The following is a 14,960-nucleotide window of genomic DNA, read 5'->3' as shown; positions in this document are numbered from 1 at the left end:
TTGCTGCCGGAGTTCGTTTCGTGATACGAAAAAGCCCAGGCAGCATGGACGGGCCCCGCGGGGCTGGATCGGAAGCGGTGATGGCTCGCGGAACTCGCGGAATTGCAGGCACGGGCGGTGTCCAGTCGGTGGAGCGGGCGTTCGAGCTGCTGGAGATCCTGGCCACCATGGGCGGGACGGGGGCGCTCGGGGATCTCGCGGCGCACGCGGACCTGCCGGCGCCCACGATTCATCGGCTCGCCCGCACCCTCCTGAACATGGGATACCTGCGGCAGCTGCCCAACAGGCACTACTCGTTGGGGCCCAAACTGATCCGCCTTGGTGAAAGTGCGGGCCAGCTCGTCGGCATGTGGTCACGGGGGCACCTGCTCGAACTCGTAGAACGCACCGGTGAGACGGCGAACATGGCGCTCATGGACAACGACATGGCCGTCTATGTCGCGCAGGTGCCGTCGCCGCACTCGATGCGGATGTTCACCGAGGTCGGCCGCCGCGTGTATCCGCACTGCACCGGCGTGGGCAAGGCGCTGCTGATGCAACTCCCCAACGACGCGGTGCGCGCCCTGGTGGCCCGGACGGGCATGCCGCCCTCGACCGAGAAGTCCCACACGACGCCCGACGAATTGATCCAGGATATCGAGCTGTGCCGCTCCCGCGGCTACGCCGTCGACGAGGGCGAGCAGGAAGTCGGCGTACGCTGCTTCGCCGTGCCGGTGCCCGACGCGCCGTCGCTGACGGCGATCTCGATCTCGGGCCCCGCGGCGCGAGTCACCCTCAAATCCGCCTCGGAGATCACGCCCCTGCTCAAGCGGGTCGCGCGGGATATCGCGTCGGAGTTCGACAAGGAAGCCGCAGGCTGAGGGCGTTCAGTGGATCGGCGGATTCAGGCCATATCGCTGCACGATGTCATCGCACCAGCCGGATGACCCGTAGGTGAGCCCGTATTTGCCGGCGAACTCACGGAATTCGGGCCTTTCGCGCACGACCTGCGCGATCGGGTCGTCCGCCCGGTCGGCGAGCAGCTCACCCAACTCGCGGAAGTAGCTTTCGAATCCGCCTTTCCGCTATTCGGGCCACGTGCTGTTGAGGATGAGGTCGACCAGGTTGCCCGGCTTGAAGGTGGGGTCGAAATGCGCCAGCACGTCGTCGTTCATGGTGCCGAATGTGGTCTCCGGGCGGTGCTCCATGCCGTCGTAAAAGACTGTGAGGATGCGGTTTTTGAAATCGGGGCGCGGGTGGGCGGCGGTCACCGCGGCGACGGCTTCCGGGGCGAGGGATTCCCGTCCGACGCCAACCACGTCGGTCTTGACACCGGCCGCGAGCAGGGCGGTTTCGGGGTCGAGGCGCGCGGGAACCTCGGGCGTCGAGTGCAGCGCGATGCCCAGCCACACCTTGTCGGCGTCGGCTTCTCCGATGCCCCGCTCGAGCAGGAAGTAGCGCGCCGCGTCGGCGCCGTCGATCTCGAAACGCTGGGTGGAGGTTCGATAGCGGGCGGTCAGGCCGAGGTCGTGAAACATCGCCCCCACGTACAGCAGTTCCGGATCCGCGTGCAGCCCGAGGCGGCGCCCGTGCAGCGCACCGAAGAGGAACACGCGCCGGGAATGGTTGAAGAGCACCGCGTCTTCGGCACCGCGAAGGAGCTCGGTGGCCTCGCGAGCCAGCGCGGTGTCAGGGATGGCAACGCCCGCAATGGTTTCCATCGATTGCATGGCCATGATCACTGCCCCCTCCCGAGGCGGCGCTATTCCGGCCAGCTGTTGGTGAGGATGATGTCGACGAAGTTGTCGCGGACGAACGTCGCGTCGAAGTGCTGCAGCACATCGGCATTGACCGTGCCGAAGGTGCTGTGCGGGCGGTGCTTCATGCCGTCGTTGAAGGCTGTGAGGATGCGCCGCTTGAAATCCGGCCGCGGATGGACGGCAGTGACCGCGGCGAGGGCCTCGTCAGACAGGTCCGCGCGGCCGATACCCAGCACGTCGGTCTCGACGCCCGCCGTGACCAAGGCGATTTCGGGTCCGAGGAACTCCGGGATGCCGGGCGTCGTGTGCAGCGCGATGCTCAACCACACCTTCTCGGCGTCCGTGGCGTCGACGCCGTGGTTCACGAGGAAATCGCGGGCCGCGTTGGCGCCGTCCACCTCGAAGCGCAGGGTGGACGTGCGGTAGCGCTCGGTGAGACCGATGTCGTGAAACATCGCCCCGGCGTAGAGCAACTCGAGGTCCGGTTGCAGTCCGCGGCGGCGGCCCTGCAGCGCCCCGAACAGGAACACCCGGCGGGAATGGTCGAAGAGCAGGTCCTCTTCGGTGTCGCGGATGTACTCGGTGATATCGCGCACCAGTGGGGTGTCCGGTATGACGATGTCGGCGATGGCTTCGATCGGCTGGGTGACCATGGTCCTTCTCCTGGATTGGGCGGGCAGAATCAAGTTTGCGCGCGCCCGGCCGCATCCACCCACGGCCATTGCGACGTCTTCTCCACAGAAAGCGACGCGTCCCGCGAGACACATTTCCCACGAGTTGCGACAATCGGCCGGTGGCTGAAGGCGGTGCGCGGTCGCGGGTGGTGGTCATCGTCGTCTTCGACGACGTGACGATGCTCGACGTGGCCGGGGCGGGCGAGGTCTTCGCCGAGGCCAACCGCTTCGGCGCCGATTACCGGATCAAGATCGCCTCGGTGGACGGTCGTGACGTCACCACCTCGATCGGCACTCGATTGGGTGTCACGGACGCCCTTGCGTCGATCGAGTCCGCCGACACCGTCATGGTCGCCGGGAGCGATCAGTTGCCGCGGCGGCCGATCGACCCGGCGCTGGCCGACGCGATCACGTCAGTGGCGAGCCGCACCCGGCGGCTGGCCTCGATCTGCACAGGGTCGTTCATCCTCGCCCGGGCGGGGCTGCTCGACGGCCGCCGCGCCACCACGCATTGGCACGAGATCAAGTCGTTTGCCAGGGCATTCCCCGCCGTCATCGTCGAGCCCGACGCGATCTTCGTGCGTGACGGCGACGTCTTCACCTCGGCCGGAGTGTCGGCGGGCATCGACCTGACGCTGGCGCTGGTCGAACAGGACCACGGCACCGAGCTGGTCCGCGAGGTGGCCCGGTGGCTGGTCGTCTACCTCAAGCGCGCGGGCGGCCAGTCGCAGTTCTCAGTGCTGGTGGAGGCTGATCCCCCGCCGCAGTCGCCGTTGCGCAAGGTCACCGACGCGATCTCGGCCAATCCGGCGGCGGACCACAGCGTGAAGACCCTCGCCGCCCGGGCGTCGTTGAGCACGCGACAGCTGACCCGGCTATTCCAGTCCGAACTCGGCACGACACCGGCCCGCTACGTCGAGATGGTGCGCATCGACGCCGCCCGCGCGGCGCTCGACGCTGGCCGCACCGTCACCGACACCGCCCGCGTGGCGGGGTTCGGCAGCCCCGAAAGCCTGCGGCGGGTGTTCGTCGACCACCTCGGCGTCTCGCCGAGGGCGTACCGGGAGAGGTTCCGCACGGCGGCCCGCGGCTGACGGCCGTCGCGTCCCGGCGAGCGTCCGCAAAATGCCACCGTTGACGGCGTGTCGTTGTACAGACACGGTCGCTCGCGGCAGAAAGAGGGGGCTACTTGGTCGCGTTGTACTTGTTGATCGCGTCGTCCAGGCGCTGCAGAGCCGCGCCGTAGGCGGCGAAATCGCCCTTCTTCTGGGCGTCTTTCGCCGCGCCGATCGCCGCCTGGACCTCCTGCAGGGCCGCGGCCTTGGCCGGCGACAACGTCACCGACCCGTCCGGAACCGGCGGCACCGCCGCCGTCGGCTGCGGCGAGCCCGGCGTCCCCGCGGGCGGCGGCGGGCTGGCGGGCTGGTTCGGGGGCACGCCCGCGTCGGTGGGCTGGATGCCCGTCGCGGCGGCCCCCGCACCCGGGCCGAACAACCCGGTGAGGGCGTCGGAAACCGTTGGCCCGTAACCGATCTTGTCGTTGTACATCATCGCCACCCGGATCAGGCGGGGATACGACGAGGCGGCGTCGCTGGCCCCGGGTGAGGCATAGACGGGCTCGACGTAGAGCAGCCCACCCTGGCCCACCGGAAGCGTCAGCAGGTTGCCCCACCGGATGCGGTTCTGGTTGTCCCGCCCGATCACACCGAGGTCCTGCGACACCGCCGGGTCGGTGGTGATCGCGTTGTTGGCCAGCTTCGGCCCGTTGACGTTGCCCGGGATGGTCAGCACGGTGATCTTGCCGTACGTCGCCGGGTCGGAACTGGCGCTGATGTAGGCGGCCAGGAAGTCCCGCTTGAACCTGTTCATCGCGCTGGTGAGCTGATACGACGGCGAATTGTCGTTCTTCAGAATGTTTTTCGCGACGATGTAGTACGGCGGCTGATAGCTGCTGGCGGTCGGGTTGGGATCCAGCGGCACGTCCCAGAAGTCCGACGAGGTGAAGAACGTCCCGGGGTCGTTGACGTGGTACTTCGCCAGTAGCATCCGCTGCACCTTGAACAGGTCCTCGGGATAGCGCAGATGCTCCGCCAGCTCGGGCGTGATATCACTCTTCGGCTTGACCGTTCCGGGGAAGACCTGCATCCAGGCCTTGAGCACCGGATCCTGCTCGTCCTGCTGATAGAGCGTGACGGTGCCGTCGTACGCGTCCACGGTGGCCTTCACCGAGTTGCGGATGTAGGACACCTGCTTGTCCGGCTGCAGCCGATTGAACGCCACCTCGGTGGAGTCGGCGGTCGCCGACGACAGCGACGTGAGCTCGGAATACGGGTAGTTGTCCAGCGTGGTGTAGCCGTCGATGATCCACACCAGTCGCTTGTTGACGATCGCCGGATACACCGCGCTGTCGGTCGTCAGCCAGGGCGCCACCGCCTCCACCCGGCGCGCCGGGTCGCGGTTGAACAGGATCCTGCTGTTGTTGCCGATCACGCTGGAAAACAGGAAGTTTCGTTCGGCGAACTTGGCGGCGAACACACTGCGGGACAGCCAACCGCCGATCGGCACGCCACCGGCGCCGGAGTAGGTGTAGCGCTTGGTTTCGGTGTTGGTCTCGTAGTCGTATTCGCGGTCGTCCCCGTTCTTCCCGACGATCGCGTAGTCGGCCGTCGTATTGGAGATGACCGGTCCGAAGTAGATCCGGGGCTGGTCCAGCGGTGCCGGCCCGTCGGAGACCACGGTGCCATTGGCCCCCACGACGTTGGTCAGGAACTCCGGGTAGCCGCCATTCTGGTTGGGATCGTTGGCGATACCCCGCACCGTGTTGGCCGGTGAGGCGATGAACCCGTTGCCGTGGGTGTACACGGTGTGCCGGTTGATCCAGTCCCGCTGGTTTTCGATCAACCGGTCCGGGTTGAGTTCGCGGGCGGCGACGACGTAGTCGCGCAACGCGTTGTTGCGGTCGCGGTACCGGTCGATCGACAACTGGTCGGGGAAGTAATAGAAGTTCTTGCCCTGCTCGAACTGGGTGAATGCGGGGCTGACGATCGTCGGGTCGAGCAGCCGAATGTTGGAGGTGGTGGCGCGGTCGGTCGCGACCTGCTGGGCGTTGGCCGGCGAATCCCCGGTGTAGTTGCGGTAGGTCACCACGTCGTCGGTCAGGCCGTACGCCTGCCGTGTCGCGGCGATGCTGCGGCTGATGTAGTCGCTTTCCTTGCGCTGGGCGTCGGGCCGGACGATCAGCTGCTCGACGATCAGCGGCCACCCCGCGCCCACGATCATCGACGACAGCAGCAACAGCACCAGGCCGATGGCCGGAATCCGCAAGTCCCGCAGGGTGATTGCGGAGAACACGGCGACCATGCAGATCAGCGCGATCGCCATCAGGATCAGCTTGGCGGGCAGCACGGCGTTGATGTCGGTGTACCCGGCTCCGGTGAATGGCTTGCCGCCCCGCGTGTGCGACAGCAGCTCGTAGCGGTCCAGCCAATAGGCGACGGCTTTGAGCAGCACCAGCAATCCCACCAGGGTGACCAGCTGGACCCGCGCCGAACGGCTCAGCGCGCCGGTCCGCCCGGACAACCGGATGCCGCCGAACAGGTAGTGCGCCAACAGGTTCGCCGCAAAAGCCAGAAACACCGCGACGAACATGTAGCTGAGCAACAGGCGATAGAACGGCAGGTCGAAGGCGTAGAAGCCGAGGTCTTTGCCGAACTGCGGGTCCCTGATACCGAAGTCGCCGCCGTGCAGGAACAATTGGACCCGCACCCAGTAGCTCTGCGCGATGATTCCGGCCAGCAGGCCGACCGCCACCGGTACCCCGACGCCCACCACCCGCAGCCGGGCCATGACGACGGTGCGATACCGGGCCACCGGATCGTTGTCGTTGTTCGGCACGAACACCGGCCGGGTGCGATAGGCCACCGCCAGCCCGGTGAAAACGATCCCACCGACGAGCAGACCGGCGATCAGAAACACGAGGATGCGCGTGACCAGCACGGTGGTGAACACGGAGCGATAGCCGAGCTCCCCGAACCACAACCAGTCGACGTACGCGTCGACCAGGCGCGGGCCGGCGAGCAGCAACGCGATCACACCCAGTGCGATCAGGATGAGGATCCGGCTACGCCGTGTCAGCTTCGGCATCCTTGCGGTGGGCCGCATTCCCACTGGCTACGCTCCCTGATCGATTCCCGGTCGGTGTCAACTGTACGCATCGCGCGACCGCCATCCCGTGCAGCTCAGCAGCTCGGCGGCTGCCCGCCCGAGGTGATCGCATGCAGCGCGTCGACCGCCTCGCCGAGCGTCTCCACCTTGACCAGCTTCAAGCCGGAGGGATTGTCGGAGTTCGCCTCGTAGCAGTTCTTCGCGGGGACGAGGAACACCGTGGCACCGGCGGCGTGCGCGGCCGCCATCTTGTGGGTGATGCCGCCGATCTGGCCGACCTTGCCGTCGACGGAGATCGTGCCCGTGCCGGCGACGAACATCGAGCCCGCCAGCCCCCCGGTGGTGAGCTTGTCCACGACCGCCAGGCTGAACATCAGTCCCGCCGAAGGCCCACCCACGTTGGCGAGGTTGAAGTCGACGACGAACGGCGCCCAAGGGGCGTCGAGCACCGCCACGCCCAGGAATCCGTAGTCGCGATCCTTGTTGGTGCCGAGGGTGATCTGCGCCACGCCCGCGGGCTCGTTCTTGCGGCGGTAGTCGATCGTCACCACGTCGCCCGGCTTGGTGCTCTTCAACAGGCCCGTGAACTGCTCGACGTTGGCCACCGGCTTGCCGTTCACGGCGTCGAGGGCGTCGCCGGACCTCAGCTTGCCCGCCGACGGGCCGGGATCCGTCACGGCCGCGACGGTGACCGCCGGCTGGTACTTGAGGTACCCGAGCGCCGCGTACTCGGCGCTGTCCTCGGAGTTCTTGAAGTCTTCGTTGTTGGCCTTGTCGACGTCCTCGCGCGACTTGCCGGGCGGGTACACCAGGTCGCGCGGCACCAGCTGCTCCTGGCCGGACAACCACAGCGTCAGCGCCTCGCCGAGACTCAGGCCGTCGCGCTGCGACACCGTCGTCATGTTGAGGTGGCCCGTGGTCGGGTGGGTCTGGGTGCCCTCGATGGCCACGACCTGCTTGCCGTCCACCTCGCCGAGCGTGTCGAAGGTGGGGCCCGGGCCCAGCGACACAAACGGCACCGTCACCACCGCGAGCAGCACGCCGAACACCACGATTGGGACCAGCGCGACCATCAGGGTCGCAATCCTCCTGTTCACGCCGCTTACCCTAACCGGGGCCCGCCGGGTGCCGTTCAGCTACGAGCTTGACCCGAGGCCGCACGTCCCACTCCGGCGGTGAGTACCGTTGACGGTATGCCTGACCAGCCTTTCGGCTTCTCCAGCGGGGAAGACCCCGAGAAACGCGGGAAGAAAGATCCCGAGGCCGGCGCGTCCGACCCCTTTGGCGCGTTCGGCCTGGGCGGCGAGTTCGGCATGGGTGACCTCGGCCAGATCTTCACCCAGCTGGGCCAGATGTTCAGCAGCGCGGGCACCATGACCGCCGGGGGTCAATCGTCGGGACCGGTCAATTACGAACTGGCGCGGCGGGTCGCGTCGAGTTCGATCGGATTCGTCGCGCCGATCCCCGCCTCGACCAACAAGGCGATCGCCGACGCGGTCCACCTCGCCGAGACCTGGCTCGACGGTGTGACGGCGTTGCCCGCGGGCACCACGAAGGCGGTGGGCTGGAGCCCCGGCGACTGGGTGGACAACACCCTGGAAACCTGGAAGCGACTGTGCGACCCGATGGCCCAACAGATCTCGACGGTGTGGGCGTCCTCGCTGCCGGAGGAGGCCAAGGGCATGGCCGGCCCCCTGCTGGCGATGATGTCGCAGATGGGCGGGATGGCATTCGGCTCCCAACTGGGCCAGGCGCTGGGCCGACTCTCCCGTGAGGTGCTCACCTCCACCGACATCGGCCTGCCGCTCGGCCCCAAGGGGGTGGCCGCGATCCTGCCGGACGCCCTCGAATCGTTCGGCGCCGGGCTCGAACAGCCGCGCAGCGAGATCCTCACCTTTCTGGCCGCCCGCGAGGCGGCGCACCACCGCCTGTTCAGCCACGTGCCATGGCTCGCCAGTCAACTGTTGGGTGCGGTCGAGGCCTACGCCATGGGCATGAAGATCGACATGAGTGGCATTGAGGAGTTGGCCCGCGACTTCAACCCCGCGTCGCTGTCCGATCCGGCGGCGATCGAAAACCTCTTGGGCCAGGGTGTGTTCGAGCCCAAGGCAACGCCGGCGCAGACCCAGGCGCTGGAACGGCTCGAGACACTGCTCGCCCTGATCGAGGGCTGGGTGCAGGTGGTGGTGACGGCCGCCCTGGGCGACCGCATTCCGGGCGCCGCCGCGTTGAGCGAGACGCTGCGCCGCCGCCGCGCCAGCGGCGGGCCGGCCGAGCAGACATTCGCCACCCTGGTCGGCCTCGAGCTGCGGCCCCGCAAGATGCGCGAGGCTGCCGCGCTGTGGGAGCGGCTGACGCAGGCGGTTGGCGTGGACGGCCGGGACGCCGTCTGGCAGCACCCCGATCTGCTGCCGTCCGCGGAGGACCTCGACGAGCCCGCCGGCTTCATCGACGGGGCGGTCGGCGGGGACACCAGCGGCATCGACGAGGCGATCGCGAAACTCGAAGAAGAGGGCGACGCGGGCACCGACTCCTAGCCCTGTGGATAACGGAACCGGGCCGCCACCGGGCGCGTGGCACAGTGTCGGTTCATGTCGCCAGCCGCAGTCTCCCGGTACGCGCTGGACCCGGCGCTGCCGGTGCTGCTACGGCCCGACGGCGCCGTCCAGGTCGGCTGGGATCCCCGCCGCGCCGTGCTCGTTCGCCCGCCGAGCGGCCTGGCCGCCGCCGAGCTCGCCACCTTGCTGCGGTCCCTGCGGTCGCCGACGCCGATCGCGGAGCTGCAACGGCATGCCGCCGACCGCGGGCTGCGGGACGCCGCCGGCCTGACCAACCTCGTCGACCAACTCGTCGGCGCCGGGGTGGTGACCGAGTGCGGGCGACCCCGCGGCCGCGCGGCATCGATCCGGGTCCACGGCCGCGGCCCGCTGTCCGAACTGCTCACCGACGCGCTGCGCTGTTCGGGGGCCCGCGTCGCGCACAGCAGCCAACCGCACGCGGGGGTGTCACCGACCGCCGTCGACCTGGTGGTGCTGTCCGACTACCTGGTCGCCGACCCCCGCCTGGTGCGCGAACTGCACGGTCAAGGTGTGGCGCACCTTCCGGTGCGCGTCCGCGACGGCACCGGGCTGGTCGGCCCGCTGGTCATCCCCGGCGTGACGAGCTGCCTCGGCTGCGCGGACCTGCACCGCCGCGACCGGGACGCCGCCTGGCCGGCCATCTCCGCCCAGCTGCGCGAGACCGTCGGGGTGGCCGATCGTGCGACCGTGCTGGCGACCGCCGCGTTGGCCCTCAGTCAGGTGAACCGCGTGATCGCCGCCGTTCGCGGCCACGAGGGCGTCCCGGACCCCGGCCCACCCCAGACGCTGAACACCACCCTGGAGTTCGACCTCAACGCGGGTGCGATCGTCGCTCGGCGGTGGACGCGGCACCCGCTGTGCATGTGCTGACGGACGGCTCTGGGGGCTTAACCCAGGCGTCCCGGCTCGGGCACGCTCGTCGCCACCGATGCATACGCCCGCGACAGCTCCTCGAGAACCGCCGCCGTCAAGGTGCCGTCCTTCCGGCTCTTGTCCAGCGTCTCGATGATCGCCCGGAACAGAGAGTCCGCGGCCTCGTGCTGCGATTGCTTTGCTGACATGGCTTTGTCGGTACCACCCTTCCGGTGCGCGATTCGGTGTGTTGGGGCCCGACCGGGTGCCGGGTTCGACTGTTGCGAAGATCAATACCACGGCCAGGTGACCGTCATGGATGATGGTTGTGTGGCAGACATCAAACGCGGCCGTGCTGCGCGCAACGCGAAGCTGGCCAGCATCCCGGTCGGCATGGCCGGCCGGGCGGCCCTCGGCTTCGGTAAACGGCTGACGGGCAAGTCGAGAGACGAAGTCCAGGCCGAGATGCTGGAGAGGGCCGCCAACCAGTTGTTCACCGTTCTGGGTGAGCTCAAGGGCGGGGCGATGAAGGTGGGCCAGGCCCTGTCGGTGATGGAAGCCGCGATTCCCGAGGAGTACGGCGAGCCGTACCGCGAAGCGCTGACCAAGCTGCAGAAGGACGCGCCGCCGCTGCCCGCCAACAGGGTGCACCGGGTGCTCGACGCGCAGCTGGGCACCAAGTGGCGCGAACGGTTCGCGTCGTTCGACGACACGCCGGTGGCCTCGGCCAGCATCGGCCAGGTGCACAAGGCGGTGTGGTCCGACGGCCGCGACGTGGCCGTCAAGATCCAGTATCCGGGCGCCGACGAGGCGCTGCGCGCCGACCTCAAGACCATGCAGCGGATGGTCGGTGTGCTCAAGCAGCTGTCCCCGGGCGCCGACGTCCAGGGCGTCGTCGACGAGCTGATCGAGCGCACCGAGATGGAACTCGACTATCGGCTCGAGGCCGACAACCAGCGCGCGTTCGCCAAGGGCTACGACGACCACCCGCACTTCGTCGTGCCGCGCATCGTGGCCAGCGCGCCCAAGGTGGTCATCCAGGAGTGGATCGACGGCATCCACATGGCGGACATCATCCGCAACGGCACCCCCGAGCAGCGCGACCTGATCGGCACCCGGCTCACCGAGCTCACCTTCGACGCGCCCCGCCGGGTCGGCATGATGCACGGGGACGCCCACCCGGGGAACTTCATGCTGCTGCCCGACGGGCGGATGGGCGTCATCGACTTCGGCGCCGTGGCGCCCCTGCCGGGCGGCTTCCCGATCGAATTGGGCATCATCATGCGCTCGGCCCGCGACAAGGACTACGACGTGCTGCTGCCGACGATGGAAAAGGTCGGCTTCATCCAGAAGGGCCAGCAGGTGTCGGTGCGCGACATCGACGAGATGTTGCGCCAGTACGTGGAGCCCATCGAGGTCGACGTCTTCCACTACACCCGCAAGTGGCTGCAGAAGATGACGGTCAGTCAGATCGACCGGTCGGTTTCGCAGATCAAGACCGCGCGGCAGATGGACCTGCCGGTGAAGCTCGCCATTCCGATGCGGGTCATCTCGTCGGTTGCCGCGATCCTGTGTCAGCTCGATGCGCACGTGCCGATCAAGGAGCTGTCGGAACAGCTCATCCCCGGGTTCGCCGACCCCGACACCGCGGTGGGCTAGGCCGCTACCCCATCCTTGCGAGGGCGCCCGCGCGGACGCTTGAAACCCACAACCGCTCCCCGGTCGAAGATCTCGCCGCCCCACACCCCCCACGGTTCGGCCCGCTCGACGGCCGCGGCCAAGCACTGACGCCGGACGGGGCAGCCCGCGCACAGTGCCTTGGCGCGCTCGAGGTCGGCCGGGGTTTCGGCGAACCACAGGTCCGGGTCGCCAGCGTGACACGGCAGGGGCTGTCTTCGAACGGTCGGTGCCGGCATGTGTTGCTCACCTGCTTCCTGATCGGTGTGACCTTTTGCGGTGATCCGGACCAGGGAGGCTGCCGAAGGCGATGGCCACGGATCCTTGACTTCGGGTCCGTGGCCATTCGGTGAAACCGGGCTGTGGGTGGGGCCTAGCTGTGGCCCCGATCCACGGACGCGTCAGTCGCGGCGGCGAAACGGTGCTTGACCGCTGCCGCCGGCACGGCGGCGTGGGAAGCTGGCGCGGTCAGTACCGCGCCGGCCACGCCCGCAACAAACGCGTCGTTGATCATCGTGGCCACCCCCTCTCCTGGCGACTGCCGGTCCGACCTGAGGGTAGACGGCGGGCACCCGTGGTCACAACCGATTTTCCGAGCTGCGCGTTTCAGCCTGCCGCCGGGCGTCGAGTGTGGGCCCTGTGGATGCCGCGCCCGGGTGAATTCGCCAGAGGCCCCACACTCGGCGGCGAGGAGCCGCCCGTCAGCGTCCGCTGACCAGCCGGAGCACGTCCGGCCCGTACTGTTCGAGCTTGCGCGCGCCGATGCCGGGGATCGCGACCAGCGCCTTCTCGTCGGCGGGCAGCAGCTCGGCGATCGCGATCAGGGTGTTGTCGGTGAAGACGACATACGCCGGCACCTTCTGCTCCTTGGCGACCTCCAGCCGCCACGCCTTGAGCCGCAGCAAGAGGTCCTCGTCGATGTCGGCGGCACAGGTTTCGCAGCGGCGCAGCATGACGGCCGCCGGCGTGGTCAGGTCCTTGTTGCAGACCCGGCAGCGGTTAGGGGTACCGCGGTTGCGCCGGGACTTACCCGGGGCCGGGTCGGGGCGCGTCTGCGGCGCGATGCCGTTGAGGAAGCGCGACGGTTTACGGCCCTGCCGGCCGCCCGGGTTTCTGGCCAGCGCCCAGCTCAGCGTCAAATGCGTTCGGGCGCGGGTGATCCCGACATAGAGCAGCCGACGCTCCTCCTCGACGGCCTCGCTGTCGGGGCCGTGCGCCAACGCGTGCGAGATCGGCAGCGTGCCGTCGGCCAGCCCTACCAGGAACACCGCGTCCCACTCGAGCCCCTTGGCCGCGTGCAGCGACGCCAGCGTCACGCCCTGGACGACGGGCGGGTGCCGCGCGTCGGCGCGCACCCGGAGTTCGGCCAGCAGCCCGGGGAGATCGAGCTGCGGGCGCTGCGCCACCTCGTCGTCGACCAGCGCGGCCAGCGCGGTCAGCGCCTCCCAGCGGTCCCGCGCCCGGGTGCCGGTGGGCGGTTCCGCCGTCAGCCCCAGCGGCTCCAGCACGGCGCGTACGACCTCGGGCACGGGAGCGTCCGCGCCGTGTTCGGAGCCCCGCTCGCCCGCACGCCGCAGCGCCAGCAACGCCTGCTTGATCTCCTGCCGGTTGAAGAACCCTTCGCCGCCGCGGACCTGGTAGGCGATGCCCGCCTCGGTCAGGGCCTCTTCGTAGACCTCCGACTGCGCGTTGACCCGGTACAGCACAGCGATCTCGGAGGCCGGGGTGCCCGACTCGACCAGCCGGGAGATCGCCGAAGCGACCGCGGCGGCCTCCGCGGCCTCGTCGGGATGCTCGTGAAACGACGGGGCCGGGCCCGGCTCGCGCTGCCCCACCAGGTGCAGCTTGCTGCCGGCGACGCGGCCGCGGGCCGCGGCGATCACCTGGTTGGCCAGGGACACCACCTGAGGCGTGGATCGGTAGTCACGCTCGAGCCGCACCACGGTCGCGTCGGGAAACCGGCGAGAGAAGTCCAGCAGGAAGCGGGGCGAGGCCCCGGTGAACGAGTAGATGGTCTGGTTGGCGTCGCCGACGACGGTCAGGTCGTCCCGGTCGCCCAGCCACGCCGCCAGCACCCGCTGCTGCAGCGGCGTGACATCCTGGTACTCGTCGACGACGAAGCAGCGGTAGCGGTCGCGGAACTCCTCGGCCACGGCGGGGTCGTTCTCGATGGCCGCCGCGGTGTGCAGGAGCAGGTCGTCGAAGTCCAGCAGGGTGACGCCGTCGCCGCGCGCCTTAAGGGCCTCGTACGCGGCGTAGACACCGGCGATCTGCGCGGCGTCCAGCGGAGCGTCCCGGCCGGAGCCGGCGACGGCGGCCGGGTACCCTTCGGGGCTGATCAGCGACGCCTTGGCCCACTCGATCTCGCCGGCGAGGTCGCGCACGTCGTCAGTGCTCGCGTTCAGCCTCACGCGGTTGGCCGCGCGGGCCACCACGGCGAACTTGCTGTCGAGCAGTTGCCAACCCGTATCGCCGACGACCCTGGGCCAGAAATACCGCAGCTGGCGGTGGGCGGCAGCGTGAAAGGTCAAGGCCTGCACCGCGCCGACCCCCGCCCCGGCGTCCAGGGCGCGCAGGCGACTGCGCATCTCCCCGGCCGCGCGCTGGGTGAACGTGACCGCCAGCACCTGCCCGGCGGCGACGTGACCACCAGCGACGAGCTGAGCGATGCGGTGCGTGATCGTGCGCGTCTTGCCCGTTCCCGCACCGGCGAGCACGCAGACCGGTCCGCGGGGGGCAAGCACGGCCTCGCGCTGCTCGTCGTCCAGCCCGGAGGTCAGGGGGTCGGCGACCATCGGCATGGCGTCCATCTTGGCAGTGATCGCCGACAAACCGCCGCCCCGCCCGACGCGCGTCGGCGAGTTGTCGGCGCGTCGCGGTTCCCCGTGCGGGCTGCGCCCCTGCGTGGAATGCGGGGACGACGGACTACGTTAACGAGGCATGACCAACGCTGCGCTCACGGTGTACACGACGTCCTGGTGTGGGTACTGCCACCGGCTCATGACCGCTCTGAAGTCCAACGGCATCGCCTACGACACAGTGGACATCGAGCACGACGCGGACGCAGCCAATTTCGTCAGCTCGGTCAACGGGGGCAACAGGACGGTGCCGACGGTGAAGTTCGCCGACGGGTCCGCCCTGACCAATCCGAGCCTCGCGCAGGTCAAGGCCAAGCTGGCGGAGGTCGGCTGACGGTTGCGGACAGGGCCTGGCCGCCCGCGACATGCGGAGACCCGAAACTCACTCTGCGGCAACGCGTCTTGACGGCTTACGAT

The 14,960-nt window shown here is 68.9% G+C and carries 14 protein-coding genes and 1 pseudogene; 6 read left to right on the top strand and 9 right to left on the bottom strand.

Translation table 11 applies throughout. The features are described from left to right. Positions 1 to 80 precede the first annotated feature (80 nt). On the top strand, positions 81 to 860 hold the full coding sequence (locus tag G6N56_RS24450) for an IclR family transcriptional regulator (RefSeq protein WP_163645170.1): 780 nt from the start codon (positions 81 to 83) through the stop codon (positions 858 to 860). 6 nt (positions 861 to 866) lie between these two features. Here the strand turns inward: G6N56_RS24450 and G6N56_RS24445 are convergent, their stop codons facing one another. Genes G6N56_RS24445 through G6N56_RS24435 form a run of 3 tightly spaced genes read right to left on the bottom strand, consistent with a single transcriptional unit; the run spans position 867 to position 2,392 of the window. Next, entirely contained in the window at positions 867 to 1,031 is a 165-nt protein-coding gene (locus G6N56_RS24445) for a hypothetical protein (RefSeq protein ID WP_158090766.1), read from the bottom strand. A 33-nt stretch (positions 1,032 to 1,064) separates the two neighbouring features. Next, the gene (locus G6N56_RS24440) at positions 1,065 to 1,715 is read right to left on the bottom strand and encodes an HD domain-containing protein (protein WP_085257918.1); all 651 of its coding nucleotides are present in this window, start codon (positions 1,713 to 1,715) and stop codon (positions 1,065 to 1,067) included. Positions 1,716 to 1,741: 26 nt separating this feature from the next. After that, positions 1,742 to 2,392 (bottom strand): HD domain-containing protein, encoded by a 651-nt coding sequence (locus tag G6N56_RS24435; protein WP_085257919.1) that lies wholly within the window; start codon positions 2,390 to 2,392, stop codon positions 1,742 to 1,744. 140 nt (positions 2,393 to 2,532) lie between these two features. Between G6N56_RS24435 and G6N56_RS24430 the strand changes: the two genes are divergently transcribed. Further along, positions 2,533 to 3,507: a GlxA family transcriptional regulator gene (locus G6N56_RS24430; RefSeq protein WP_180150409.1), complete on the top strand. Its 975-nt coding sequence runs from the start codon at positions 2,533 to 2,535 to the stop codon at positions 3,505 to 3,507. Between the two features lie 91 nt (positions 3,508 to 3,598). On the opposite strand, the gene G6N56_RS24425 is transcribed toward G6N56_RS24430, so the two are convergent. Continuing rightward, on the bottom strand, positions 3,599 to 6,580 hold the full coding sequence (locus G6N56_RS24425) for a UPF0182 family protein (protein ID WP_085257921.1): 2,982 nt from the start codon (positions 6,578 to 6,580) through the stop codon (positions 3,599 to 3,601). A gap of 71 nt (positions 6,581 to 6,651) precedes the next feature. Further along, positions 6,652 to 7,674, bottom strand: a complete 1,023-nt coding sequence (locus G6N56_RS24420; protein WP_085257922.1) for a YlbL family protein — start codon at positions 7,672 to 7,674, stop codon at positions 6,652 to 6,654. A 78-nt stretch (positions 7,675 to 7,752) separates the two neighbouring features. Between G6N56_RS24420 and G6N56_RS24415 the strand changes: the two are divergent. Beyond that, positions 7,753 to 9,127, top strand: a pseudogene (locus G6N56_RS24415) (zinc-dependent metalloprotease); the annotation flags it as partial. 41 nt (positions 9,128 to 9,168) lie between these two features. Then, positions 9,169 to 10,026 carry a cyclodehydratase gene (locus G6N56_RS24410; protein ID WP_085257924.1) on the top strand — a complete coding sequence of 286 codons (858 nt, stop codon included), beginning with the start codon at positions 9,169 to 9,171 and terminating at the stop codon, positions 10,024 to 10,026. Positions 10,027 to 10,043: 17 nt separating this feature from the next. On the opposite strand, the gene G6N56_RS28490 is transcribed toward G6N56_RS24410, so the two are convergent. Continuing rightward, entirely contained in the window at positions 10,044 to 10,217 is a 174-nt protein-coding gene (locus G6N56_RS28490) for a hypothetical protein (RefSeq protein WP_169717548.1), read from the bottom strand. Between the two features lie 106 nt (positions 10,218 to 10,323). Here G6N56_RS28490 and G6N56_RS24405 point away from each other — a divergent pair, with 106 nt between their 5' ends. Then, positions 10,324 to 11,667 (top strand): macrolide-binding ATPase MABP-1, encoded by a 1,344-nt coding sequence (locus G6N56_RS24405; RefSeq protein ID WP_085257935.1) that lies wholly within the window; start codon positions 10,324 to 10,326, stop codon positions 11,665 to 11,667. On the opposite strand, the gene G6N56_RS24400 is transcribed toward G6N56_RS24405, so the two are convergent. The 3 genes from G6N56_RS24400 to G6N56_RS24395 form a co-directional block, all read right to left on the bottom strand. Next, the gene (locus G6N56_RS24400; RefSeq protein ID WP_085257925.1) at positions 11,664 to 11,924 is read right to left on the bottom strand and encodes a WhiB family transcriptional regulator; all 261 of its coding nucleotides are present in this window, start codon (positions 11,922 to 11,924) and stop codon (positions 11,664 to 11,666) included. The genes G6N56_RS24405 and G6N56_RS24400 overlap by 4 nt on opposite strands. Positions 11,925 to 12,058: 134 nt before the next feature. Continuing rightward, positions 12,059 to 12,208 (bottom strand): hypothetical protein, encoded by a 150-nt coding sequence (locus G6N56_RS28485; protein ID WP_169717549.1) that lies wholly within the window; start codon positions 12,206 to 12,208, stop codon positions 12,059 to 12,061. 178 nt (positions 12,209 to 12,386) lie between these two features. Next, a complete protein-coding gene (locus tag G6N56_RS24395) occupies positions 12,387 to 14,486 on the bottom strand; it encodes an ATP-dependent DNA helicase UvrD2 (protein ID WP_163645232.1) in 2,100 nt (699 codons plus the stop codon). A gap of 139 nt (positions 14,487 to 14,625) precedes the next feature. On the opposite strand from G6N56_RS24395, the gene mrx1 reads away from it, so the two are divergent. After that, positions 14,626 to 14,877, top strand: coding sequence for a mycoredoxin Mrx1 (gene mrx1, locus G6N56_RS24390; RefSeq protein WP_085257926.1), 252 nt, complete (start codon positions 14,626 to 14,628; stop codon positions 14,875 to 14,877). Positions 14,878 to 14,960: the final 83 nt, after the last annotated feature.

The organism is Mycobacterium saskatchewanense (assembly GCF_010729105.1).
GTDB lineage: Bacteria > Actinomycetota > Actinomycetes > Mycobacteriales > Mycobacteriaceae > Mycobacterium > Mycobacterium saskatchewanense.
The sequence above is the reverse complement of the archived record's forward strand: the minus strand, read 5'-3'. Positions and strand labels throughout refer to the sequence as shown.

Bases quoted from the DNA above. Each gene is read 5' to 3' on its own strand.
- mrx1 (WP_085257926.1), top strand. From the start codon at position 14,626: ATGACCAACGCTGCGCTCACGGTGTACACGACGTCCTGGTGTGGGTAC.
- G6N56_RS24440 (WP_085257918.1), bottom strand. From the start codon at position 1,715: ATGGCCATGCAATCGATGGAAACCATTGCGGGCGTTGCCATCCCTGAC.
- G6N56_RS24395 (WP_163645232.1), bottom strand. From the start codon at position 14,486: ATGCCGATGGTCGCCGACCCCCTGACCTCCGGGCTGGACGACGAGCAG.
- G6N56_RS24435 (WP_085257919.1), bottom strand. From the start codon at position 2,392: ATGGTCACCCAGCCGATCGAAGCCATCGCCGACATCGTCATACCGGAC.
- G6N56_RS24410 (WP_085257924.1), top strand. From the start codon at position 9,169: ATGTCGCCAGCCGCAGTCTCCCGGTACGCGCTGGACCCGGCGCTGCCG.
- G6N56_RS24450 (WP_163645170.1), top strand. From the start codon at position 81: ATGGCTCGCGGAACTCGCGGAATTGCAGGCACGGGCGGTGTCCAGTCG.
- G6N56_RS24400 (WP_085257925.1), bottom strand. From the start codon at position 11,924: ATGCCGGCACCGACCGTTCGAAGACAGCCCCTGCCGTGTCACGCTGGC.
- G6N56_RS24405 (WP_085257935.1), top strand. From the start codon at position 10,324: ATGGATGATGGTTGTGTGGCAGACATCAAACGCGGCCGTGCTGCGCGC.
- G6N56_RS28490 (WP_169717548.1), bottom strand. From the start codon at position 10,217: ATGTCAGCAAAGCAATCGCAGCACGAGGCCGCGGACTCTCTGTTCCGG.